This is a genomic window from Streptomyces sp. CB02959 (assembly GCF_002803155.1).
Lineage (GTDB): Bacteria > Actinomycetota > Actinomycetes > Streptomycetales > Streptomycetaceae > Streptomyces.
Map to the genome: position 1 here is coordinate 169,133 of NZ_NNBP01000019.1, position 15,138 is coordinate 184,270.

Genomic DNA, 15,138 nt, shown 5'->3' on the forward strand with positions numbered 1-15,138 from the left:
CAACGCTGTTGCCAAAGTGCAAGCAGTGCGGAGAATGGAGGGGTGAGCAGCGACAACGACCCCGCCCGCCCGGACCTCGGCACCCTCCCGGAGGGCACCGCGGCCCCCGGCGCCAACCTCCTCGCCCTGCGCGGGCACAACACCGCACTGGTGCTGGGCCTGCTGCGCGCGGCGGGGGAGCAGGGCGTGAGCCGCCTGGAACTGGCCGAGCGGACCGGCCTCACCCCGCAGGCGGTCAGCAAGATCACCGCCCGGTTGCGGGCCGACGGGCTGGCCGCCGAGGCGGGCCGCCGCGCCTCCACCGGCGGCAAACCGCGCACCGTGCTGCGGCTGGTCCCCGGCGCCCGGCACGCCGTCGGCGTCCACCTGGACCGCGACGAGCTCACCTGCGTCCTGGCCGACCTCACCGGCCGGCCGGCCGCCGTCCGCCGCGCGCCCCTGGACTTCGGCGCCGGCGCCGGGACGGTACTGGCCACCACCGCCCGCGAGGTCGCGGCGCTGCGGGACGCGGCGGGCGGGCCGCCGGTGCTCGGCGCGGGGGTGGCCTGCCCCGGCCCGCTGGACCACGCGACGGGCGTGCTGCGCCAGGTCACCGGCGCCCCGCAGTGGGCCGGCTTCCCGTTGCGGGACGCGCTCGCCGAGGCCCTGGGCCTGCCGGTCGTCCTGGACAAGGACACCAACGCGGCCGCCCTCGGCCTCAGCCGTGCGCCCAAGGAGCCCGGCGGCGCCTCGTTCGCCTACCTCCACCTGGGGACCGGGCTCGGCGCCGGGCTGGTCCTCGGCGGCGCCCTCTACCGCGGACCGCACACCGGCGCCGGCGAATTCGGCCACCAGGTGGTGCAGTTGGACGGTCCGCGGTGCGACTGCGGGCGGCGCGGCTGCGTCGAGGCGCTCTGCCTGGCGGCGGTGGCCCGCGACGATCTGCCGGCGGCGGCCCGGGTGCTGGGCGTGGCCGCGGCCAACCTCGTGGAGCTGCTGGACATCGACCGGGTGCTGCTCGGCGGCCGCACCGTCCTCGCGCACCCGGAGCGGTTCCGGGACGGTGTGGCCCGGGCCCTCGCCGACCACGCGGCCCTCCGCGGGCGACCGGGGGCGGCGCCCGGCGGCGGCGCCGCGGCGGCGGTGCCGGTGGCGCTGGCCCGCGGCGGGTCCCGGGCCGTCGCGGACGGCGCCGCGGAACTGGTCCTGACGGGGCTGTTCCGCTGAGGCGCCGCCGCGTCGCCCCACCCGGCGCCGCGGACGCGCCGGACCGGACCCGCCGGACCGGAACCCGCCGGACCGGAACCCGCCGGACCGGCCCCGACCGGACCGGCCCCGACCGGCCCCGACCGCTCCGGTGGCGGACCGCCTCGGCGCGGTCGCTGTCGGGATCGCCGTCGGGGTCGCGGACGAAGCCCCCGCAGGACGGGGCGGGCCGCTCCGCGCGACGTGCCGCGAGCCGCGGGGCGACACCGGGATGCCGGGGCGGCGGTCCTCCCGGCCCCCGCGGGTGCGAAGATCGCCGGGTGGAGTTCCCGTACGGCCAGGATCCTGGCGCACCCGTCCGGTCCGGCATCCCCGAGCATGGACGCATCCCCAAGTACTACGCGGCGAAGGTCGAAATCGCCGCCCTGCTGGCGGAGTTGGGCGAGGGTGAACCGCTGCCCGCCGAACGCGAACTGGCCCTGCGCTTCGAGGTGTCCCGGGAGACGCTGCGCCAGGCCCTGCGGGAACTGGTACTGGAGGGGCGGCTGCGCCGGCTGGGGCGCGGCACGGTCGTCGCCGGCCCCAAGATGGCGCAGCCGCTCTCGCTCGCCAGCTACACCGAGGGCGTCCGCCGCCAGGGCCGCACGCCCGGCCGGCACCTCGTCTCGCTCGACCGCTTCGCCAGCCCGCCCGCGCTCGCCGAGGACCTGGGGCTCGCCGCGGGCGACCCGGTGTGGCACATGGAGCGGGTGCTGCTCGCCGACGACGAGCGGGTCGGCCTGGAGAGCACCTACGTCGCGGTGGCCCGGGTCCCGGACCTGGCGAGCGACTTCGAGCCGGACTCGTCCTTCTACGCCTACCTCCACGAGCGGCTCGGCATCGGCTTCGGGGACGCCGACGAGCGCCTGGAGACGGTCCTGGCCACCCCGCGCGAGGCACTGCTGATCGGCACGCCCGGCGCGCTGCCGATGCTGCTGATCCACCGGCTGTCCCGGGACACCGGGGGCCGCCCGCTGGAGCGGGTGCGCTCGCTCTACCGGGGCGACCGGTTCTCGTTCACCACCCACCTGGGGGGCGCGCGGGAGTCCTGACGGGGACCTTCCCGCGGCCGTCGCAGCCCCCTGGAATGTCACGGAAAGATAACGGGTCTAGGCCAAGTTTGAGCCCGTGTTAACCGACCCGTCGCCGAACCGTCCCCCGCGGGCCATCCACCGCCGCGACCGTCTGGGGCATGCGAGTCATAGTCGTCGGAGCCGGCGTGCTGGGAACCCTGCACGCCTGGCACGCAGTCGAACGGGGCCACGAGGTCCTCCACATCGAGCGGGAGGCCGAGGCCCGCGGCGCCTCGGTCCGCAACTTCGGGCAGATCTGGGTCAGCGGCCGCGCCGGCGGCGAGGAACTGGACACCGCACTGCGCGCCCGCGAACTCTGGGAGGGCATCGGCGCCCGCGTCCCCGGCATCGGATTCCGGGCCATCGGCTCGCTGACCGTCGTCCGGAACGACACCGAGCGCGCGGTCGCCGAGGCCGCCGCCCGCCGCCCGGACGCCGCCGCCCGCGGCTACCGGCTCCTCGACGCCGACCAGGCCCGCGCCGTGAACCCCGCCCTGCGCGGCGACTTCACCGGCGCCCTGTGGTGCGAACGGGACGCCGCCGTCGAACCCCGGGTCGCCCAACGCGCCCTGAAGGAAGCCCTGCTGGCGTCCGGCCGGTACACCTACCTCGGCAACCGCGAGGTCCGGGACGTGGTCGGCGAGCGCGCGGTCCGCGACGACCACGGCACCACCCACCACGGCGACGCGGTGGTGCTGTGCACCGGCGCCTGGCTCGGCGGCCTGGTCCGGGAACTCGTCCCCGACCTGCCGGTGCGCCGGGTGCGCCTCCAGATGATGCAGACCGACCCGCTCGGCGAAGCGCTGACCACCTCCGTCGCCGACGCCGACAGCTTCCGCTACTACCCGGCCTACCGCGGCGACGCCCTGGACGCCCTCAACGCCGGCCAGGCGCAGACCCCGACCGCCGCCGCCCACAAGATGCAGCTGCTGATGGTCCAGCGCGCCGACGGCGGCCTGACCATCGGCGACACCCACGAGTACGAGACGCCGTTCGCCTTCGACACCGTCGAGGAGCCCTACGAGCACCTCACCGGCGTCGTCGAGACGATCCTGGGCCGCCCGCTGCCCCGCATCCGCCACCGCTGGGCCGGCGTCTACGCCCAGTGCACCGACACTCCCCCTGGCTCCGCCGGGGGTACCCCCAGCCGGGTCGTCCACCGCCAGCAGGTCCGCGACGGCGTCTGGCTGGTCACCGGACCCGGCGGACGCGGTATGACCTGCTCCCCGGCCATCGCCGAGACCACCGCGAACGAACTGGGATGGTGAGCCCGTTGACGAACCCGACCGCGCACCCCGAGCGCCCCGCCCGCCCCGAGGACGTCCGGCTGGTCGTCCTCGACATGGCCGGCACCACCGTCGCCGACGACGGCCTGGTCGAGCGGGCCTTCGACACCGCCGCCCGGCACATGGGCGTCGAGCCGGGCAGCCCCCGGCACGCCGAGCACCTCGCCTACGTCCGCGCCACCATGGGCGAGTCCAAGATCTCCGTCTTCCGGCACCTGTTCGCCGCCCCGGACGGCGACCCCCGCGCCACCGAGGACGCCGCCCAGCGCGCCAACCGCGCCTTCGAGACGGCCTACGGAGCCCTGGTCGACGAGGGCCGGATCGCCCCCCTCCCCGGCGCCCGCGCCGCCATCGAGGCCCTCCAGGCCGCCGGCCGCACCGTCGTCCTCACCACCGGATTCGCCCGGGTCACCCAGGACGCCATCCTCGACGCGCTCGGCTGGCGCGACCTGGTCCCGCTCACCCTCTGCCCGGCCGACGCCGGCGGCCGCGGCCGCCCGTACCCCGACATGGTGCTGGCCGCCCTGCTGCGCACCGGCGCCGCCGACGACGTGGCGCAGATCGCGGTGGCCGGCGACACCTCCTACGACATGACCGCCGGACGCCGCAGCGGCGCCGCCGTGGTCGCCGGGGTGCTCACCGGCGCGCACGCCGCCGCGCAGCTGTCGGCCGCCGGCGCCACCCACGTCCTCGGCTCGGTCGCCGAACTGCCCGCCCTGCTGGGAGTGGTGTGAGATGCCCACCCCCTCCGCCGCGGCCGCCGCCCCCTCCGCCGCGCCGCGCCCCGCCTCCGGCATCCGCTTCGACCGCGTCACCGTCGCCCACGGCCGGCGCGGCGAGCACACCGTCCTGGACTCCCTCGACCTCACCGTCGAGCCGGGCGAGGTGATGGCCCTGCTCGGACCGTCCGGTTCCGGCAAGACCACCGCACTGCGGGCGGTCGCCGGTTTCGTCCGGCCGGTCTCCGGGCGGGTCCTGATCGGCGGCCGGGACGTGACCGCCCTGCCGCCCTACAAGCGCGGCATCGGCATGGTCGTCCAGCAGTACGCGCTCTTCCCGCACATGAAGGTCGCCGAGAACGTCGCCTTCGGCCTCAAGGCGCATAAGGCCCCGCGCGCCGAGATCCCCGGCCGGGTCGCCGAAGCCCTGGAGCTGGTCGGCATGGCCGCCTACGCCGACCGGCACCCCCGCGAGCTGTCCGGCGGCCAGCAGCAGCGGGTCGCCATCGCCCGGGCGCTCGCCATCCGCCCCGGTGTGCTGCTGCTGGACGAGCCACTGTCCGCGCTCGACGCCCAGCTGCGCTCCGGCATGCTCACCGAACTCGCCCGCCTGCACCGGGAGTTGCCGGACGTCTCGATCCTCTACGTCACCCACGACCAGGTCGAGGCGCTGACCCTGGCCGACCGGATCGCCGTACTGGAGTCGGCCCGGCTGCGCGAGTGCGGCACCCCGCAGGCGCTCTACCGCAGCCCGCGCACCGAGTTCACCGCGTCGTTCGTCGGCACCGCGAACCTCCTGCCGGTGACCGTGCGCCACGACGGCGGCGTGGAGTTCGCCGGCCGACCGCTGGCCGTCCCCACCGGGGACGCCACCCCGGGCGCCACCGCCACGCTGTGCGTCCGCCCGCACCTCCTCGGCCTCGGCGCCGCCCCCGACCCGCACGGCAACACCCTGCGCGGCACCGTCACCGAGGTCCAGTGGCGCGGCGCCACCCACCGGCTGTACCTCACGGTCGACGGCCACCGCGTCCTGGCCGACCTGCGGGAACTGCGCGAGACCCCGCCGCTCGGCACGGAACTCACCCTGCACTTCGCCCCGGAGGACGCGGTCCTCATCCCGGCGGGCATCCAGCCGGGCACCGGGACGGGAATCCCCGCGGGCGCCCCGGCGGGCACCCTGGCGGCGGCCGCGGACGGCGGGCCGCGCCATGCCTGACCGCACCACACCGGAAGCCGGGCGCCGCCCCCGCCGGACCGCCGCCCTGTGGGCCCTGCCGCCGGTCGCCGCCCTCGCGGTGGTGTTCCTCTACCCGCTCGCCCTGGTGGTCCGCCAGTCCGTCACCCCCGAGAACGGCGGCGGGCCGTCCACCGCCCCGTACGCCGCCGTCCTCGCCGCCACCTCCTTCCGGGACGCGCTCGCCAACACCGTGCTGATCGCGGCGGGCGCCACCCTCGGCGCGCTCCTCCTGGGCCTGCTGCTCTCCCTCGTCATCGCCTTCGTCCCGTTCCCCGGCGGCAGGGCGCTGGCCCGCTTCATCGACATCTTCCTGGCCTTCCCGTCCTTCCTGATCACCCTCGCCCTGCTGTTCCTCTACGGCACCGTCGGCATCGCCAACGGCCTGTGGACGGACGTCACGGGCGCCACCCAGGGGCCACTGGACTTCCTGCACACCCCCTGGGGCGTCCTGCTGGCCGAGGTCACCTACTTCACCCCGTTCGTGATGCGCCCGCTGCTCGCGGCGTTCTCGCAGGTGGAGACCGCGCAGGTGGAGGCCGCCGGGTCGCTGGGCGCCCGGCCGTGGCGGATCGTGCGGACGGTGATCCTGCCCGAGGCGCTGCCCTCGCTCGCCGCCGGCGGCGCGCTGGTCCTGGTGATGTGCCTGAACGAGTTCGGCATCGTGCTGTTCACCGGCGCCAAGAACGTCGTCACCCTGCCGATGCTCGTCTACACCAAGGCGATCCTCGACGGCGACTACACCGGCGCCTGCGTCGTCGCGGTCGTCAACATCGTGCTGTCGGTCGCCCTGTACGCCCTCTACCGGGCGGTGATGGCCCGCACGGGCGGCACCCCCGGGCGCCGCAAGCGCAGCCGAGCGCCCGCCGACGCAGCCGACACCGAGCCGGCCGCCCCCGCCGTCGTCGGCCGGGCCGAGGTCTCCTCCACGACCCCCGCTGCCTCCTCCACCCCCGTCCCCGCCCTCGCCGCAGGAGGTGCCGACCGTGCTCGTGCATAGCGCAGCCGCCCGCCGCGTCGTCTGGGCGGTGTTCTTCCTCCTCTTCGTCCCGGTCTTCGCGCTCCCGCTGCTGGTGATCGCCGCCGCCTCGTTCGCCGGCGGCTGGAGCGGCGCCCTGCCCTCCGGCCTGACCCTGGCGCACTATCAGGACATCGCCAAGGGGGACGCGCTCACCGCCCTGACCACCAGCGTGCTCACCGCCCTCGCGGCCAGCGCCGCCGCCCTGACCGCCGGCACCTGGGCCGCCCTGGCCGCCGAAAAGCTCGGCCGGCGGGCCCGCCGGGTCCTCGACGGGCTCTTCCTCCTGCCGGTCGCCGTCCCCTCCGTCGTCGTCGGCCTCGCCCTCCTCGTCGCCTTCTCCCAGCCGCCGTTCCTCCTCAACGGCACCCCGCAGATCGTGATCATCGCCCACACCGTGCTGGTCACCGCCTTCGCCTACCAGTCGGTGACCGCCGCGCTGGCCCGCCTCGACCCGGCCTACGAGCAGAGCGCCGCCGGCCTCGGCGCCCGCCCCGGCTACGTCCTGTGGCGGGTCAAGCTCCCCCTGCTCCTGCCGTCCCTGACCGCGGCCGCGGGCCTGTGCTTCGCGCTCTCCATGGGCGAGTTGAGCGCCACGATGATGCTCTACCCCCCGGACTGGATGCCGCTGCCCGTCCAGATCTTCGCCGCGACCGACCGCGGCGCCCTCTTCACCGGCGCCGCGCTCGCGGTGGCCCTCATGGCCACCACCCTCCTCGTCCTCCTCGGCGTCTCCCGCATCCGCACCCGGGCCGCCTACCGCTGACCCCCGCGCCACCCCCCGACTCCCCGTCGCCCGCGACCCGTTCCCCCAGGAGCACCCGCCATGCCCAGCCGCCTGTACCGCCCCGTCACCGCCGGCGCCGCCGTCCTCGTCCTGGCCGCCTCCGTCACCGCCTGCGGTTCCTCGGCCGCCGACCCGAACGCGAAGGAGATCACCGTCTACAGCGCCGACGGCCTCAAGAGCGAACAGGGCGACGGCTTCTACGACAAGGTCTTCAAGGACTTCGAGAAGCAGACCGGCATCAAGGTCAACTACGTCGAGTCCGGCTCCGGCGCCGCCGTCCAGCGCCTGGCCAGGGAACGCGCCAACACCAAGGCGGACGTCCTGGTCACCCTGCCGCCGTTCATCCAGCAGGCCGACGGCAAGGGCCTGTTGGACATCTACCGCCCGCACGGCTCCGAACAGGTCGCCGCCGCCGACAAGGACCCCAACGGCAAGTGGGTCTCCGTCGTCAACAACTACTTCTGCTTCATCTACAACAAGAAGGAGCTCAAGGAGCCCCCGGCCACCTGGCAGGACCTCACCGACCACCGCTTCGCGGGCAAGCTCCAGTACTCCACCCCCGGCGTCGCCGGCGACGGCACCGCCGTCCTCATCAAGGCCCTGCACGACTTCGGCGGCCAGGGCCCCGCCATGGACTTCCTCAAGAAGCTCCAGGCCAACAACGTCGGCCCGTCCTCCTCCACCGGCCAGCTCGCCCCCAAGACCGACAAGGGCGAACTGCTGGTCGCCAACGGCGACGTCCAGATGAACTACGCCAACATGAAGTCCATGCCCAACCAGGGCATCTTCTTCCCCGCCGCCAAGCCCGGCGCCCGCCCCGCCACCTTCGCCCTCCCCTACGCCGCCGGCCTGGTCAAGGACGCCCCGCACGCCGCCAACGCCCGGAAGTTCCTCGACTACCTGCTCAGCAAGCCGGTCCAGGAACAGGTCTCCGCCGTCGGCGGCGGCTTCACCTCCCGCAAGGACATCAAGGCCACCGACCCCAACGCCACGGCCCTCGCCACGATCATGAAGGGGGTCGACGTCTTCCAGCCCGACTGGAACGACATCGACAAGAACCTCGACACCTACATCGGCGCCTGGAAGTCGGCGACCGGAAGCTGACCACCACCGACCGGGGCCGGCGTGCCGCCGCCGACTCGGGCCGGGGCCGCCGGCCGCCCGTTCGGGCCCGGCCGGGGCCCTGGCCGTCCGGCCGGCCCCCGGCCCTGAGCCGCGGAGACGTCGCTATGACGGCCCCCGAAGGGCTGGCCCCGGCCGCCTGAGCGGTCCGCCGGAGCGGCCGGGGCACCCCGCGATCAGACCAGCTCGACCAGGTCCGCGATGGAGTCCCTGACGTGGGTCGGGCGGTAGGGGAACTTGTCGATGTCCGCCGGAGCGGTCAGCCCGGTGAGGACCAGGAACGTCTCCATGCCCGCCTCCAGGCCGGCCAGCACATCGGTGTCCATCCGGTCGCCGATCATGGCGCTGGACTCGGAGTGGGCGCCGATGGCGTTGAGGCCGGTACGCATCATCAGCGGATTCGGCTTGCCCACGAAGTAGGGAGCCTTCCCCGTCGCCTTGGTGATGAGAGCGGCAACGGCTCCCGTCGCGGGAAGCGCACCTTCGGCGGAGGGCCCCGTCTCATCCGGGTTCGTCGCGATGAACCGGGCCCCGTCGTTGATCAGTCGGACGGCCTTTGTCATGGCCTCGAACGAGTAGGTCCGAGTCTCACCCAAGATCACGAAATCGGGGTCGGTGTCCGTCAGGACATAGCCCACCTCGTGCAGCGCGGTGGTGAGGCCGGCCTCACCGATGACGTACGCGGAGCCGTTGGGGTGCTGGTCGTCCAGGAACTTCGCGGTCGCCAGCGCGGAGGTCCAGATGTTCTCGGCAGGTACTTCCAGGCCGATGCGGGCGAGCCGGGCGTGCAGATCGCGGGCGGTGTAGATCGAGTTGTTGGTGAGTACCAGGAACGGCTTGCCGGAGTCGCGCAGCTTCTTGATGAACGCGTCCGCCCCCGGCACCGGGATGCCTTCGTGCATCAGCACGCCGTCCATGTCGGTGAGCCACGACTCGATGGGCTTGCGCTCTGCCATGCCGGTCTCCTGTACACACGAGCTTGCTGGGGGTGCCGGCACGCAGTCGTTCCGGCACCCCCAGCGTAGCCAGGGCCAGGACTTGTCAGTTCATGCACAGGCTGATGCCTTCGACTCCGGTCGGAGGCGGCCTGTCCGCCGGGTGCCGGAACGGCATGCCGCGCCGGCTTCGGCATCGGGGTTGCGCGTCTCGTACGTCCCGTACGCCTCGACCGCCGGAGCGCTCCTCCGTCCACCTCCACGTAGGACAGTCATCCTGACGTCGTGGCATGGGCATCGACCTGGACGGAGGCCGAGCGGTGATCCGCCGGACACGCTGAACGTCCCACGGGGGCGGGCGCAGCCACGGTCCGGCTCGCGTGCGACTAGTGGATGACGATCGAGAACCAGTCATCGGCAGCCTGGTTGTTTGCGCCAGTTTGCACGGAGATGCGCAAAGCCTCCGCGTTTCCACCAAGTTCAACGGCTGCCGCGCGAAGCCGCGTTGGAAGACCAGCGAAGGCCGCCGAGTCCGTGACTGCGTACCCGTACCCCTCTCCCGCCGGCTGTCCGGCCGATGTCCGAGATACGGGCGCACCCACCCGACCGCGAGCAGGTCTCCCCCTCGTCGCCTTCGCTTCCATGATCACCTCACGCCCATACGTTGTGCGTGTACGGGGTGAGACCCACACCTACGGCTTCGAGGCCCTCACCAAGTCCATCCGGCTGATCGGCAACGGCGCCCGCTTCATCACCACCAACCCCGACGGGACCGGCCCCTCGCCCGACGCGCCCTCCCCGTTCACCGGTTCCGCCGCCGCCCTGATCACCAAGGCCCCCGGCCCGGGGCCAGTCCCACCCCCGCGGCAACCCTGCCCCGGGAGCCGCCGGCGGAGGCTCCCGGCCACCCGAACGGCGCAGCCCCGCCCCGCCCCGGATGCGCGCGGCAGTACACCGGCGGACCTTCGGAGTATCCGGAGGTACACCATGCGCTCACCGCAGCTCGCCCTCTGTGCCGCGGTCGCGACGTGCGCGGTGACGGCGGCACCCGCGTACGCCACCGACGGCGGACGCGGCACCGGCACCGCCCAGACCACCGTCGCGGCCCCGGCCGCGCCCGGCCCGCACCGCACCCCGCCCACCGGCCCGCACTCCGCCGGCCCCGACACCACCCGGGCCACCGATCCGGCCGGCCCGGCCGGTCCGGCGCGTGCCCGTGCCGCGCCCGTCCTGACCGCCCGGGTCCACCTCGCGCCCCGCCGGGTCACCGCCCACCGGGAGCTGAGCAGCACCTCCGCGGTCGCCCTCGTCCTGGCGGGTGGCGCGATCCTGGTCATCGCCGGCCAGCTGCTCCGCCTCAGACTCCGGCTCCGCCGCGAACGCCAGGGGAGCGGCAGTGCCGACGAACGTTGAGGAAGCGGCCACCCCGTGGGACGCCGAGCACGCACCCGGCCGGCACGGCTGGACGGATACCGGGAACGCGGCACTCCCCATGGCCGCCGTGCGGGCAGCCGCCCCGACGGGCACCGGCACCGGCGCCGCGGCGGTCCCGCCGGGCGCCGTGCCGGCGGGGTCACCAGGTGCCCGCCCCGCATCCGCCGCCCCCCGCCTCCTGGCGGGCCTGGCCTGGGGCGTCCTGCTGCTGGCCTGCTGGTTCTGCGGCGGTGGCCCGGATCTCCCGGACGGCGGCCCGGTGCGGCTCCCCGCGACCGGCGACGCCGCCGCCGTCGGCCGCCCGCCGGCCCGTACGCCCGCCCGGCCGCACCCGGCCTCCGCGCCCGCGACGCGCATCGGAGCCCCGGTGGGTCTCGGCGCCGTGACAGAACACGACTGAGGCCCCCCGCGATGCGAGGGGCCTCAGTCCTACGTGCGCCGCCAGGGACTCGAACCCCGGACCCGCTGATTAAGAGTCAGCTGCTCTAACCAACTGAGCTAGCGGCGCGCGCTGACGAAGAAAACTCTACACGAACTCCGGGGGTGGTCCGTACCCAGGAATGCGCCCCCCACGCTTCCGCTCTGTGTGATCCCCGCCACTCCGGCCCCGCCTGGTCGCCGGCCCGCCATCGACCACACCAGCCCCACCCGCCCCCTATCTCGCCGGAACCCCTCCCGTCTCGGGGCGAACGTCCCGGGACGTCGGGACCTCTGCCCGAAGGGGCGCCCGAATTGGTCTGCGAAGATCGACTTCGGTGCCGTAGTGCATCAGTTGCCCCGTCAACATGCGGTATCTCCTGCCAGTTGAGAGGCTGAGGCCAGCGCCGGGGCACGGCAGGGCCGATGCCGGGCGCGAGGTCCGGACGAGCAGCCGGCCTGGAGGAGAGCGGGCATGACGGTCCCGGAAGGCACCGCCCACGGCGCCCTGCGCGTCACCCCGCCGCCAGGCCGGACGCCGACCGTCACCCCCGCCCGCGCGTCCCCCGCGGACCATGGCGTCCATCACTAGTCCGCCATCACCTGCAACCCCATCCCGCAAGCCGACGTCTGCTAGGACGCGAGCCCCGAACCGGGGCCCCGGGACTCGCCCCTCTTTGGAAAGGTTGATCGTCGTGGTGTCGACAGCCAAGCGCACCCTTGAGATGCAGCTCCTCCTAGGGCCGGACGAATCGGTTCCGGTGGCCGGCCGGTTCGGCTACCGCAGTGACCGCCCCTACGAGGTCGAGGTCGCGTTCCTCAGTCGCGGCGAGACCGTCGCCACCTGGCTGTTCGCCCGCGAACTGCTGCTCGGCGGGCTGTCCGGCGAGGTCGGACAGGGCGACGTGCGGGTGTGGCCCGCCAGCCGTACGGGCGCGTCCCGCCGCGTGCACATCGAACTCGCCACCGACGACAACGTCTGCGAGCTGACGGTGCGCGCGACGGAACTCACCGCCTGGCTGGAGCAGACCGCGGCCATCGTCCCGCCCGGCCACGAGGACCGCTATCTCGATATGGACGCCCACCTGGCCCGCCTGCTAGCGGGGAAGTGCTGATGACTCCCACTCCCATGACGACGACGCCCGACGCCCTCCTCGCCCTTCGCGCGACGACACCCCAGACGGGCGCCCCCGGAACCACCGCGACCGCCGACCCGCGGGATCCGGCCGAATCGGCCGCCCCCGGCGCGGTCGGCCGGGCCGCCGGTCCCCGCATCCCCGCGGCCCGGTCCGGCGCCGACCCCGCCGTCCGGATCCCGGCGCAGGGCGGCCCCGCCGCCGACCCCACCGGTGCGGCCGACGCCGCGCCCACCGACGGCGACACCTCCGGCGCACCGGCCCCGCACGACCCCTGCGCGCACGGCTTCCTCCCCGAGCGGCCCCCCGTACGATCCATGATCGGCACGTGGACCCGGCTGGACGCCATGGCTCGTGAGGCGGCCGTCGCGCCCGACCGTGCGACCGCCCTCGACGTCGTCGGACGCGCCGACCGCGCTGAGGAGTTGACCGCCCTGCGGCAGCGCGTCTCCCGCCTCTCGCCGCGCAACGCGGAGGCCGCCGCGATGCGCGTGGCGGTCATCGCGGTGTCCTGCGGCTGGAGCGCCCTGGACCCGCAGGCGCCGGCCGCCCGCGAGGTCGCCAACGAGGCGTTCCTGGAACTCTGGGCCGCCATCGCGCACCGCATCGACCACGACCAGTTCGTCGCCCTGCCCACCCTCGCGCTCCACAACTGGGCCCCGGAACGCAAACCGCGCCGCCACATCCCCATCGACCAACTGGCCCGCACCGAACAGCTGGTCCCGATCGTGCGCTGGGCCCCGGAGGGCCAGCCGCTCAGCCGCCTGGACCGGCTGATGCTCGCCGCGACCCGGCTGGAGGCGCACGGCATCTGGCTCTTCCGCCTCGCCGACACCCTGGCCGGCCGCGCCCCCGACGACTCGTCCACGCCGACGGCACTGCGCCGCCTGGTCCGCATCCAGCACGCCCTGCGCGCCCAGCTCCACTCCGAGGCCGCGGAACTTGCGTCCGCCCCGGCCACCGACCAGCAGCGCGCGGTGCTCGGCGCGCTCGCCGAACAGGGCGCCCTGGAACCGCCGGTCCTCCAGGCCGCCGACGCCGTCCTGGGCATCGGCGGACGCCGCCTGGGCGAGGGCCGGCGCCAGCACCTGCGCCGCCACCTCCCGGCCCAACACCGCGCCTGGCTCAGCGCCATGGACCGCCACTGCGCCCCCGTCCGCACCCTCGCCCACCGCGGCGGCCCCGACGCCGCCGTCTACCGCGAGGCCCAGGAATCCCTCATCGCCCTCCGCCGCACCTACACCGCCCTCGTCCAGACCGCCGCCGCCCCCACCCCGGGCCCCCTCCCGGAAGCGGCGTGATTCCACAGCTCCCGGGCACCCCGAGGTAGCCGGGCGGGCCGCGCTGGTCCGCCGGACGGTGCGTTCCGGCCGGAGTGCCGGCCGGTCCGGCCATGACGCGGGGTGCCTCAGGCGCCCGTCGTGCCGTCGATGCACTCCCGGATGAGGTCCGCGTGGCCGTTGTGGCGTGCGTACTCCTCGATCATGTGGACCAGGATCCAGCGCAACGAGACTCCCTGGTCACCGAGGTACTGGGCCTCCTCTTCCGAGGGCTTGCCGGAGTCCGTCAGCGACGAGCCGGCGATCAGCTCCCTGCTCCGTGCGACCTCCGCGCGCCAGAGGCCCAGGGCTTCGTCGATCCCGCGGCCCGGAACGAGCGTGAAGCCGTCGCCCGAACCCTCCCCGTACACCGGCGGCACGTCCTGTCCCGCGAACACCCGCCGGAACCAGTTGCGTTCGACCTCCGCCATGTGCTGGACCAGGCCCAGCAGCGTCATCGGCGACGGCGCCACCGAGGCCAGCCGCAGCTGACGGTCATCGAGGCCCGCGCACTTCAGTTCCAGTGTGGCGCGGTGGAAGTCCAGCCAGCTCTCCAGGCTTTCGCGGTCCCCGGCGTGCGGCGGCGGGACGGGGCGGCGATCCGGTGTCGTATCCATGCCCCTCACCCTCACACACCGGCGGCGCGACGGACGTCGCGCGGACATGATCGCGTCATGGTCTAGACATGTGCAGTTCCCCTTACTAATCTGCCGGTTGGTCTGGACCGCACACCGCACCGCACTTCACTCGACTCGCAGAACTCCCCTCCCCCCACCGTTTTTTCAGGAGCGAAGCATGCGTAAGAAGCTCAGTGCCGCCGTCATAGGTCTCGGTATCGTCGGGGCCTCCTTCCTCGCGACGGGCAGCGCCTCCAGCCACGGCTACAGCGACGCGCCGCCGAGCCGTCAGGCGCTCTGCGCCAACGGCACCGTCAAGGACTGCGGCGCCATTCAGTACGAGCCGCAGAGTGTCGAGGCGCCCAAGGGGTTCCCGGCCGCCGGGCCGGCCGACGGCAAGATCTGTTCCGGCGGGCACGACAACTTCGCGCAACTGGACGACCCGCGCGGCGGCAAGTGGCCGGCGACCAAGCTCTCCCCGGGGCAGGGCTACACCTTCACCTGGCGGCTCACGGCCCGGCATGCGACGACGGACTTCGAGTACTTCATCACCAAGGACGGCTACGACCCCGCCAAGCCGCTCACCCGCGCCGACCTCGAACCGGAGCCGTTCATGACGGTGCCGATGGGCGGCGCGCAACCGGGCGAGACGGTGCAGCACCAGGGCACCGTCCCCACCCTCAAGTCCGGGCACCACATCATCCTGGGCGTATGGAACATCGCCGACACGGGCAACGCGTTCTACGCCTGCTCGGACGTCGACCTGTCCTGACCCCGACCCCGCCCCTGGCGCTGCCGCCGCGTCCCGTCGGCAGGT

The 15,138-nt window shown here is 74.3% G+C and carries 14 protein-coding genes, 1 tRNA gene and 1 pseudogene; 13 read left to right on the forward strand and 3 right to left on the reverse strand.

Annotated features, from left to right (window positions below):
• The first annotated feature begins 42 nt into the window (after nucleotides 1-42).
• The 8 genes from CG747_RS28350 to CG747_RS28390 all read left to right on the forward strand — a co-directional run bounded on the left by CG747_RS28350 (nucleotide 43) and on the right by CG747_RS28390 (nucleotide 8,445).
• The gene (locus CG747_RS28350) at nucleotides 43-1,206 is read left to right on the forward strand and encodes an ROK family protein (RefSeq protein ID WP_374701826.1); all 1,164 of its coding nucleotides are present in this window, start codon (nucleotides 43-45) and stop codon (nucleotides 1,204-1,206) included.
• A 299-nt stretch (nucleotides 1,207-1,505) separates the two neighbouring features.
• Nucleotides 1,506-2,276 (forward strand): GntR family transcriptional regulator, encoded by a 771-nt coding sequence (locus CG747_RS28360; RefSeq protein WP_100604678.1) that lies wholly within the window; start codon nucleotides 1,506-1,508, stop codon nucleotides 2,274-2,276.
• Nucleotides 2,277-2,416: 140 nt separating this feature from the next.
• The gene (locus tag CG747_RS28365) at nucleotides 2,417-3,565 is read left to right on the forward strand and encodes a TIGR03364 family FAD-dependent oxidoreductase (RefSeq protein WP_100604679.1); all 1,149 of its coding nucleotides are present in this window, start codon (nucleotides 2,417-2,419) and stop codon (nucleotides 3,563-3,565) included.
• Entirely contained in the window at nucleotides 3,559-4,317 is a 759-nt protein-coding gene (locus tag CG747_RS28370) for a phosphonatase-like hydrolase (protein ID WP_100604680.1), read from the forward strand. The genes CG747_RS28365 and CG747_RS28370 overlap by 7 nt, the downstream gene beginning before the upstream one ends.
• A 1-nt stretch (nucleotide 4,318) precedes the next feature.
• Entirely contained in the window at nucleotides 4,319-5,518 is a 1,200-nt protein-coding gene (locus CG747_RS28375) for an ABC transporter ATP-binding protein (protein ID WP_100604681.1), read from the forward strand.
• On the forward strand, nucleotides 5,511-6,536 hold the full coding sequence (locus tag CG747_RS28380; protein WP_100604682.1) for a 2-aminoethylphosphonate ABC transporter permease subunit: 1,026 nt from the start codon (nucleotides 5,511-5,513) through the stop codon (nucleotides 6,534-6,536). The genes CG747_RS28375 and CG747_RS28380 overlap by 8 nt, the downstream gene beginning before the upstream one ends.
• A complete protein-coding gene (locus CG747_RS28385) occupies nucleotides 6,523-7,320 on the forward strand; it encodes an ABC transporter permease (RefSeq protein WP_100604725.1) in 798 nt (265 codons plus the stop codon). Before CG747_RS28380 ends, CG747_RS28385 begins: the two co-directional genes overlap by 14 nt.
• Nucleotides 7,321-7,380: 60 nt before the next feature.
• Nucleotides 7,381-8,445, forward strand: a complete 1,065-nt coding sequence (locus CG747_RS28390) for a 2-aminoethylphosphonate ABC transporter substrate-binding protein (RefSeq protein WP_100604683.1) — start codon at nucleotides 7,381-7,383, stop codon at nucleotides 8,443-8,445.
• A 194-nt stretch (nucleotides 8,446-8,639) separates the two neighbouring features.
• On the opposite strand, the gene CG747_RS28395 is transcribed toward CG747_RS28390, so the two are convergent.
• Complete coding sequence (locus CG747_RS28395; protein ID WP_100604684.1) at nucleotides 8,640-9,419, reverse strand: HAD-IIA family hydrolase; 780 nt, start codon at nucleotides 9,417-9,419, stop codon at nucleotides 8,640-8,642.
• 651 nt (nucleotides 9,420-10,070) lie between these two features.
• On the opposite strand from CG747_RS28395, the pseudogene CG747_RS28400 reads away from it, so the two are divergent.
• Both CG747_RS28400 and CG747_RS28405 read left to right on the forward strand, forming a co-directional pair.
• A pseudogene (locus tag CG747_RS28400) lies at nucleotides 10,071-10,250 on the forward strand (TIGR01457 family HAD-type hydrolase); the annotation flags it as partial.
• 544 nt (nucleotides 10,251-10,794) lie between these two features.
• Entirely contained in the window at nucleotides 10,795-11,232 is a 438-nt protein-coding gene (locus CG747_RS28405; protein WP_100604685.1) for a hypothetical protein, read from the forward strand.
• Between the two features lie 34 nt (nucleotides 11,233-11,266).
• Here CG747_RS28405 and CG747_RS28410 read toward each other — a convergent pair.
• A tRNA-Lys gene (locus CG747_RS28410) sits at nucleotides 11,267-11,340 on the reverse strand.
• Nucleotides 11,341-11,944: 604 nt separating this feature from the next.
• Here CG747_RS28410 and CG747_RS28415 point away from each other — a divergent pair.
• Entirely contained in the window at nucleotides 11,945-12,364 is a 420-nt protein-coding gene (locus tag CG747_RS28415; RefSeq protein ID WP_257980801.1) for an SsgA family sporulation/cell division regulator, read from the forward strand.
• Nucleotides 12,364-13,686: a hypothetical protein gene (locus CG747_RS28420; protein WP_257980802.1), complete on the forward strand. Its 1,323-nt coding sequence runs from the start codon at nucleotides 12,364-12,366 to the stop codon at nucleotides 13,684-13,686. Before CG747_RS28415 ends, CG747_RS28420 begins: the two co-directional genes overlap by 1 nt.
• A gap of 107 nt (nucleotides 13,687-13,793) precedes the next feature.
• Here CG747_RS28420 and CG747_RS28425 read toward each other — a convergent pair whose 3' ends face one another.
• Nucleotides 13,794-14,321: a DinB family protein gene (locus CG747_RS28425; protein WP_100604687.1), complete on the reverse strand. Its 528-nt coding sequence runs from the start codon at nucleotides 14,319-14,321 to the stop codon at nucleotides 13,794-13,796.
• A 178-nt stretch (nucleotides 14,322-14,499) separates the two neighbouring features.
• On the opposite strand from CG747_RS28425, the gene CG747_RS28430 reads away from it, so the two are divergent.
• On the forward strand, nucleotides 14,500-15,093 hold the full coding sequence (locus CG747_RS28430) for a lytic polysaccharide monooxygenase (protein ID WP_100604688.1): 594 nt from the start codon (nucleotides 14,500-14,502) through the stop codon (nucleotides 15,091-15,093).
• Nucleotides 15,094-15,138 lie beyond the last annotated feature (45 nt).

Bases quoted from the DNA above. Each gene is read 5' to 3' on its own strand.
- CG747_RS28375 (WP_100604681.1), top strand. From the start codon at position 4,319: ATGCCCACCCCCTCCGCCGCGGCCGCCGCCCCCTCCGCCGCGCCGCGC.
- CG747_RS28425 (WP_100604687.1), bottom strand. From the start codon at position 14,321: ATGGATACGACACCGGATCGCCGCCCCGTCCCGCCGCCGCACGCCGGG.
- CG747_RS28365 (WP_100604679.1), top strand. From the start codon at position 2,417: ATGCGAGTCATAGTCGTCGGAGCCGGCGTGCTGGGAACCCTGCACGCC.
- CG747_RS28390 (WP_100604683.1), top strand. From the start codon at position 7,381: ATGCCCAGCCGCCTGTACCGCCCCGTCACCGCCGGCGCCGCCGTCCTC.
- CG747_RS28430 (WP_100604688.1), top strand. From the start codon at position 14,500: ATGCGTAAGAAGCTCAGTGCCGCCGTCATAGGTCTCGGTATCGTCGGG.
- CG747_RS28420 (WP_257980802.1), top strand. From the start codon at position 12,364: ATGACTCCCACTCCCATGACGACGACGCCCGACGCCCTCCTCGCCCTT.
- CG747_RS28395 (WP_100604684.1), bottom strand. From the start codon at position 9,419: ATGGCAGAGCGCAAGCCCATCGAGTCGTGGCTCACCGACATGGACGGC.
- CG747_RS28370 (WP_100604680.1), top strand. From the start codon at position 3,559: ATGGTGAGCCCGTTGACGAACCCGACCGCGCACCCCGAGCGCCCCGCC.
- CG747_RS28380 (WP_100604682.1), top strand. From the start codon at position 5,511: ATGCCTGACCGCACCACACCGGAAGCCGGGCGCCGCCCCCGCCGGACC.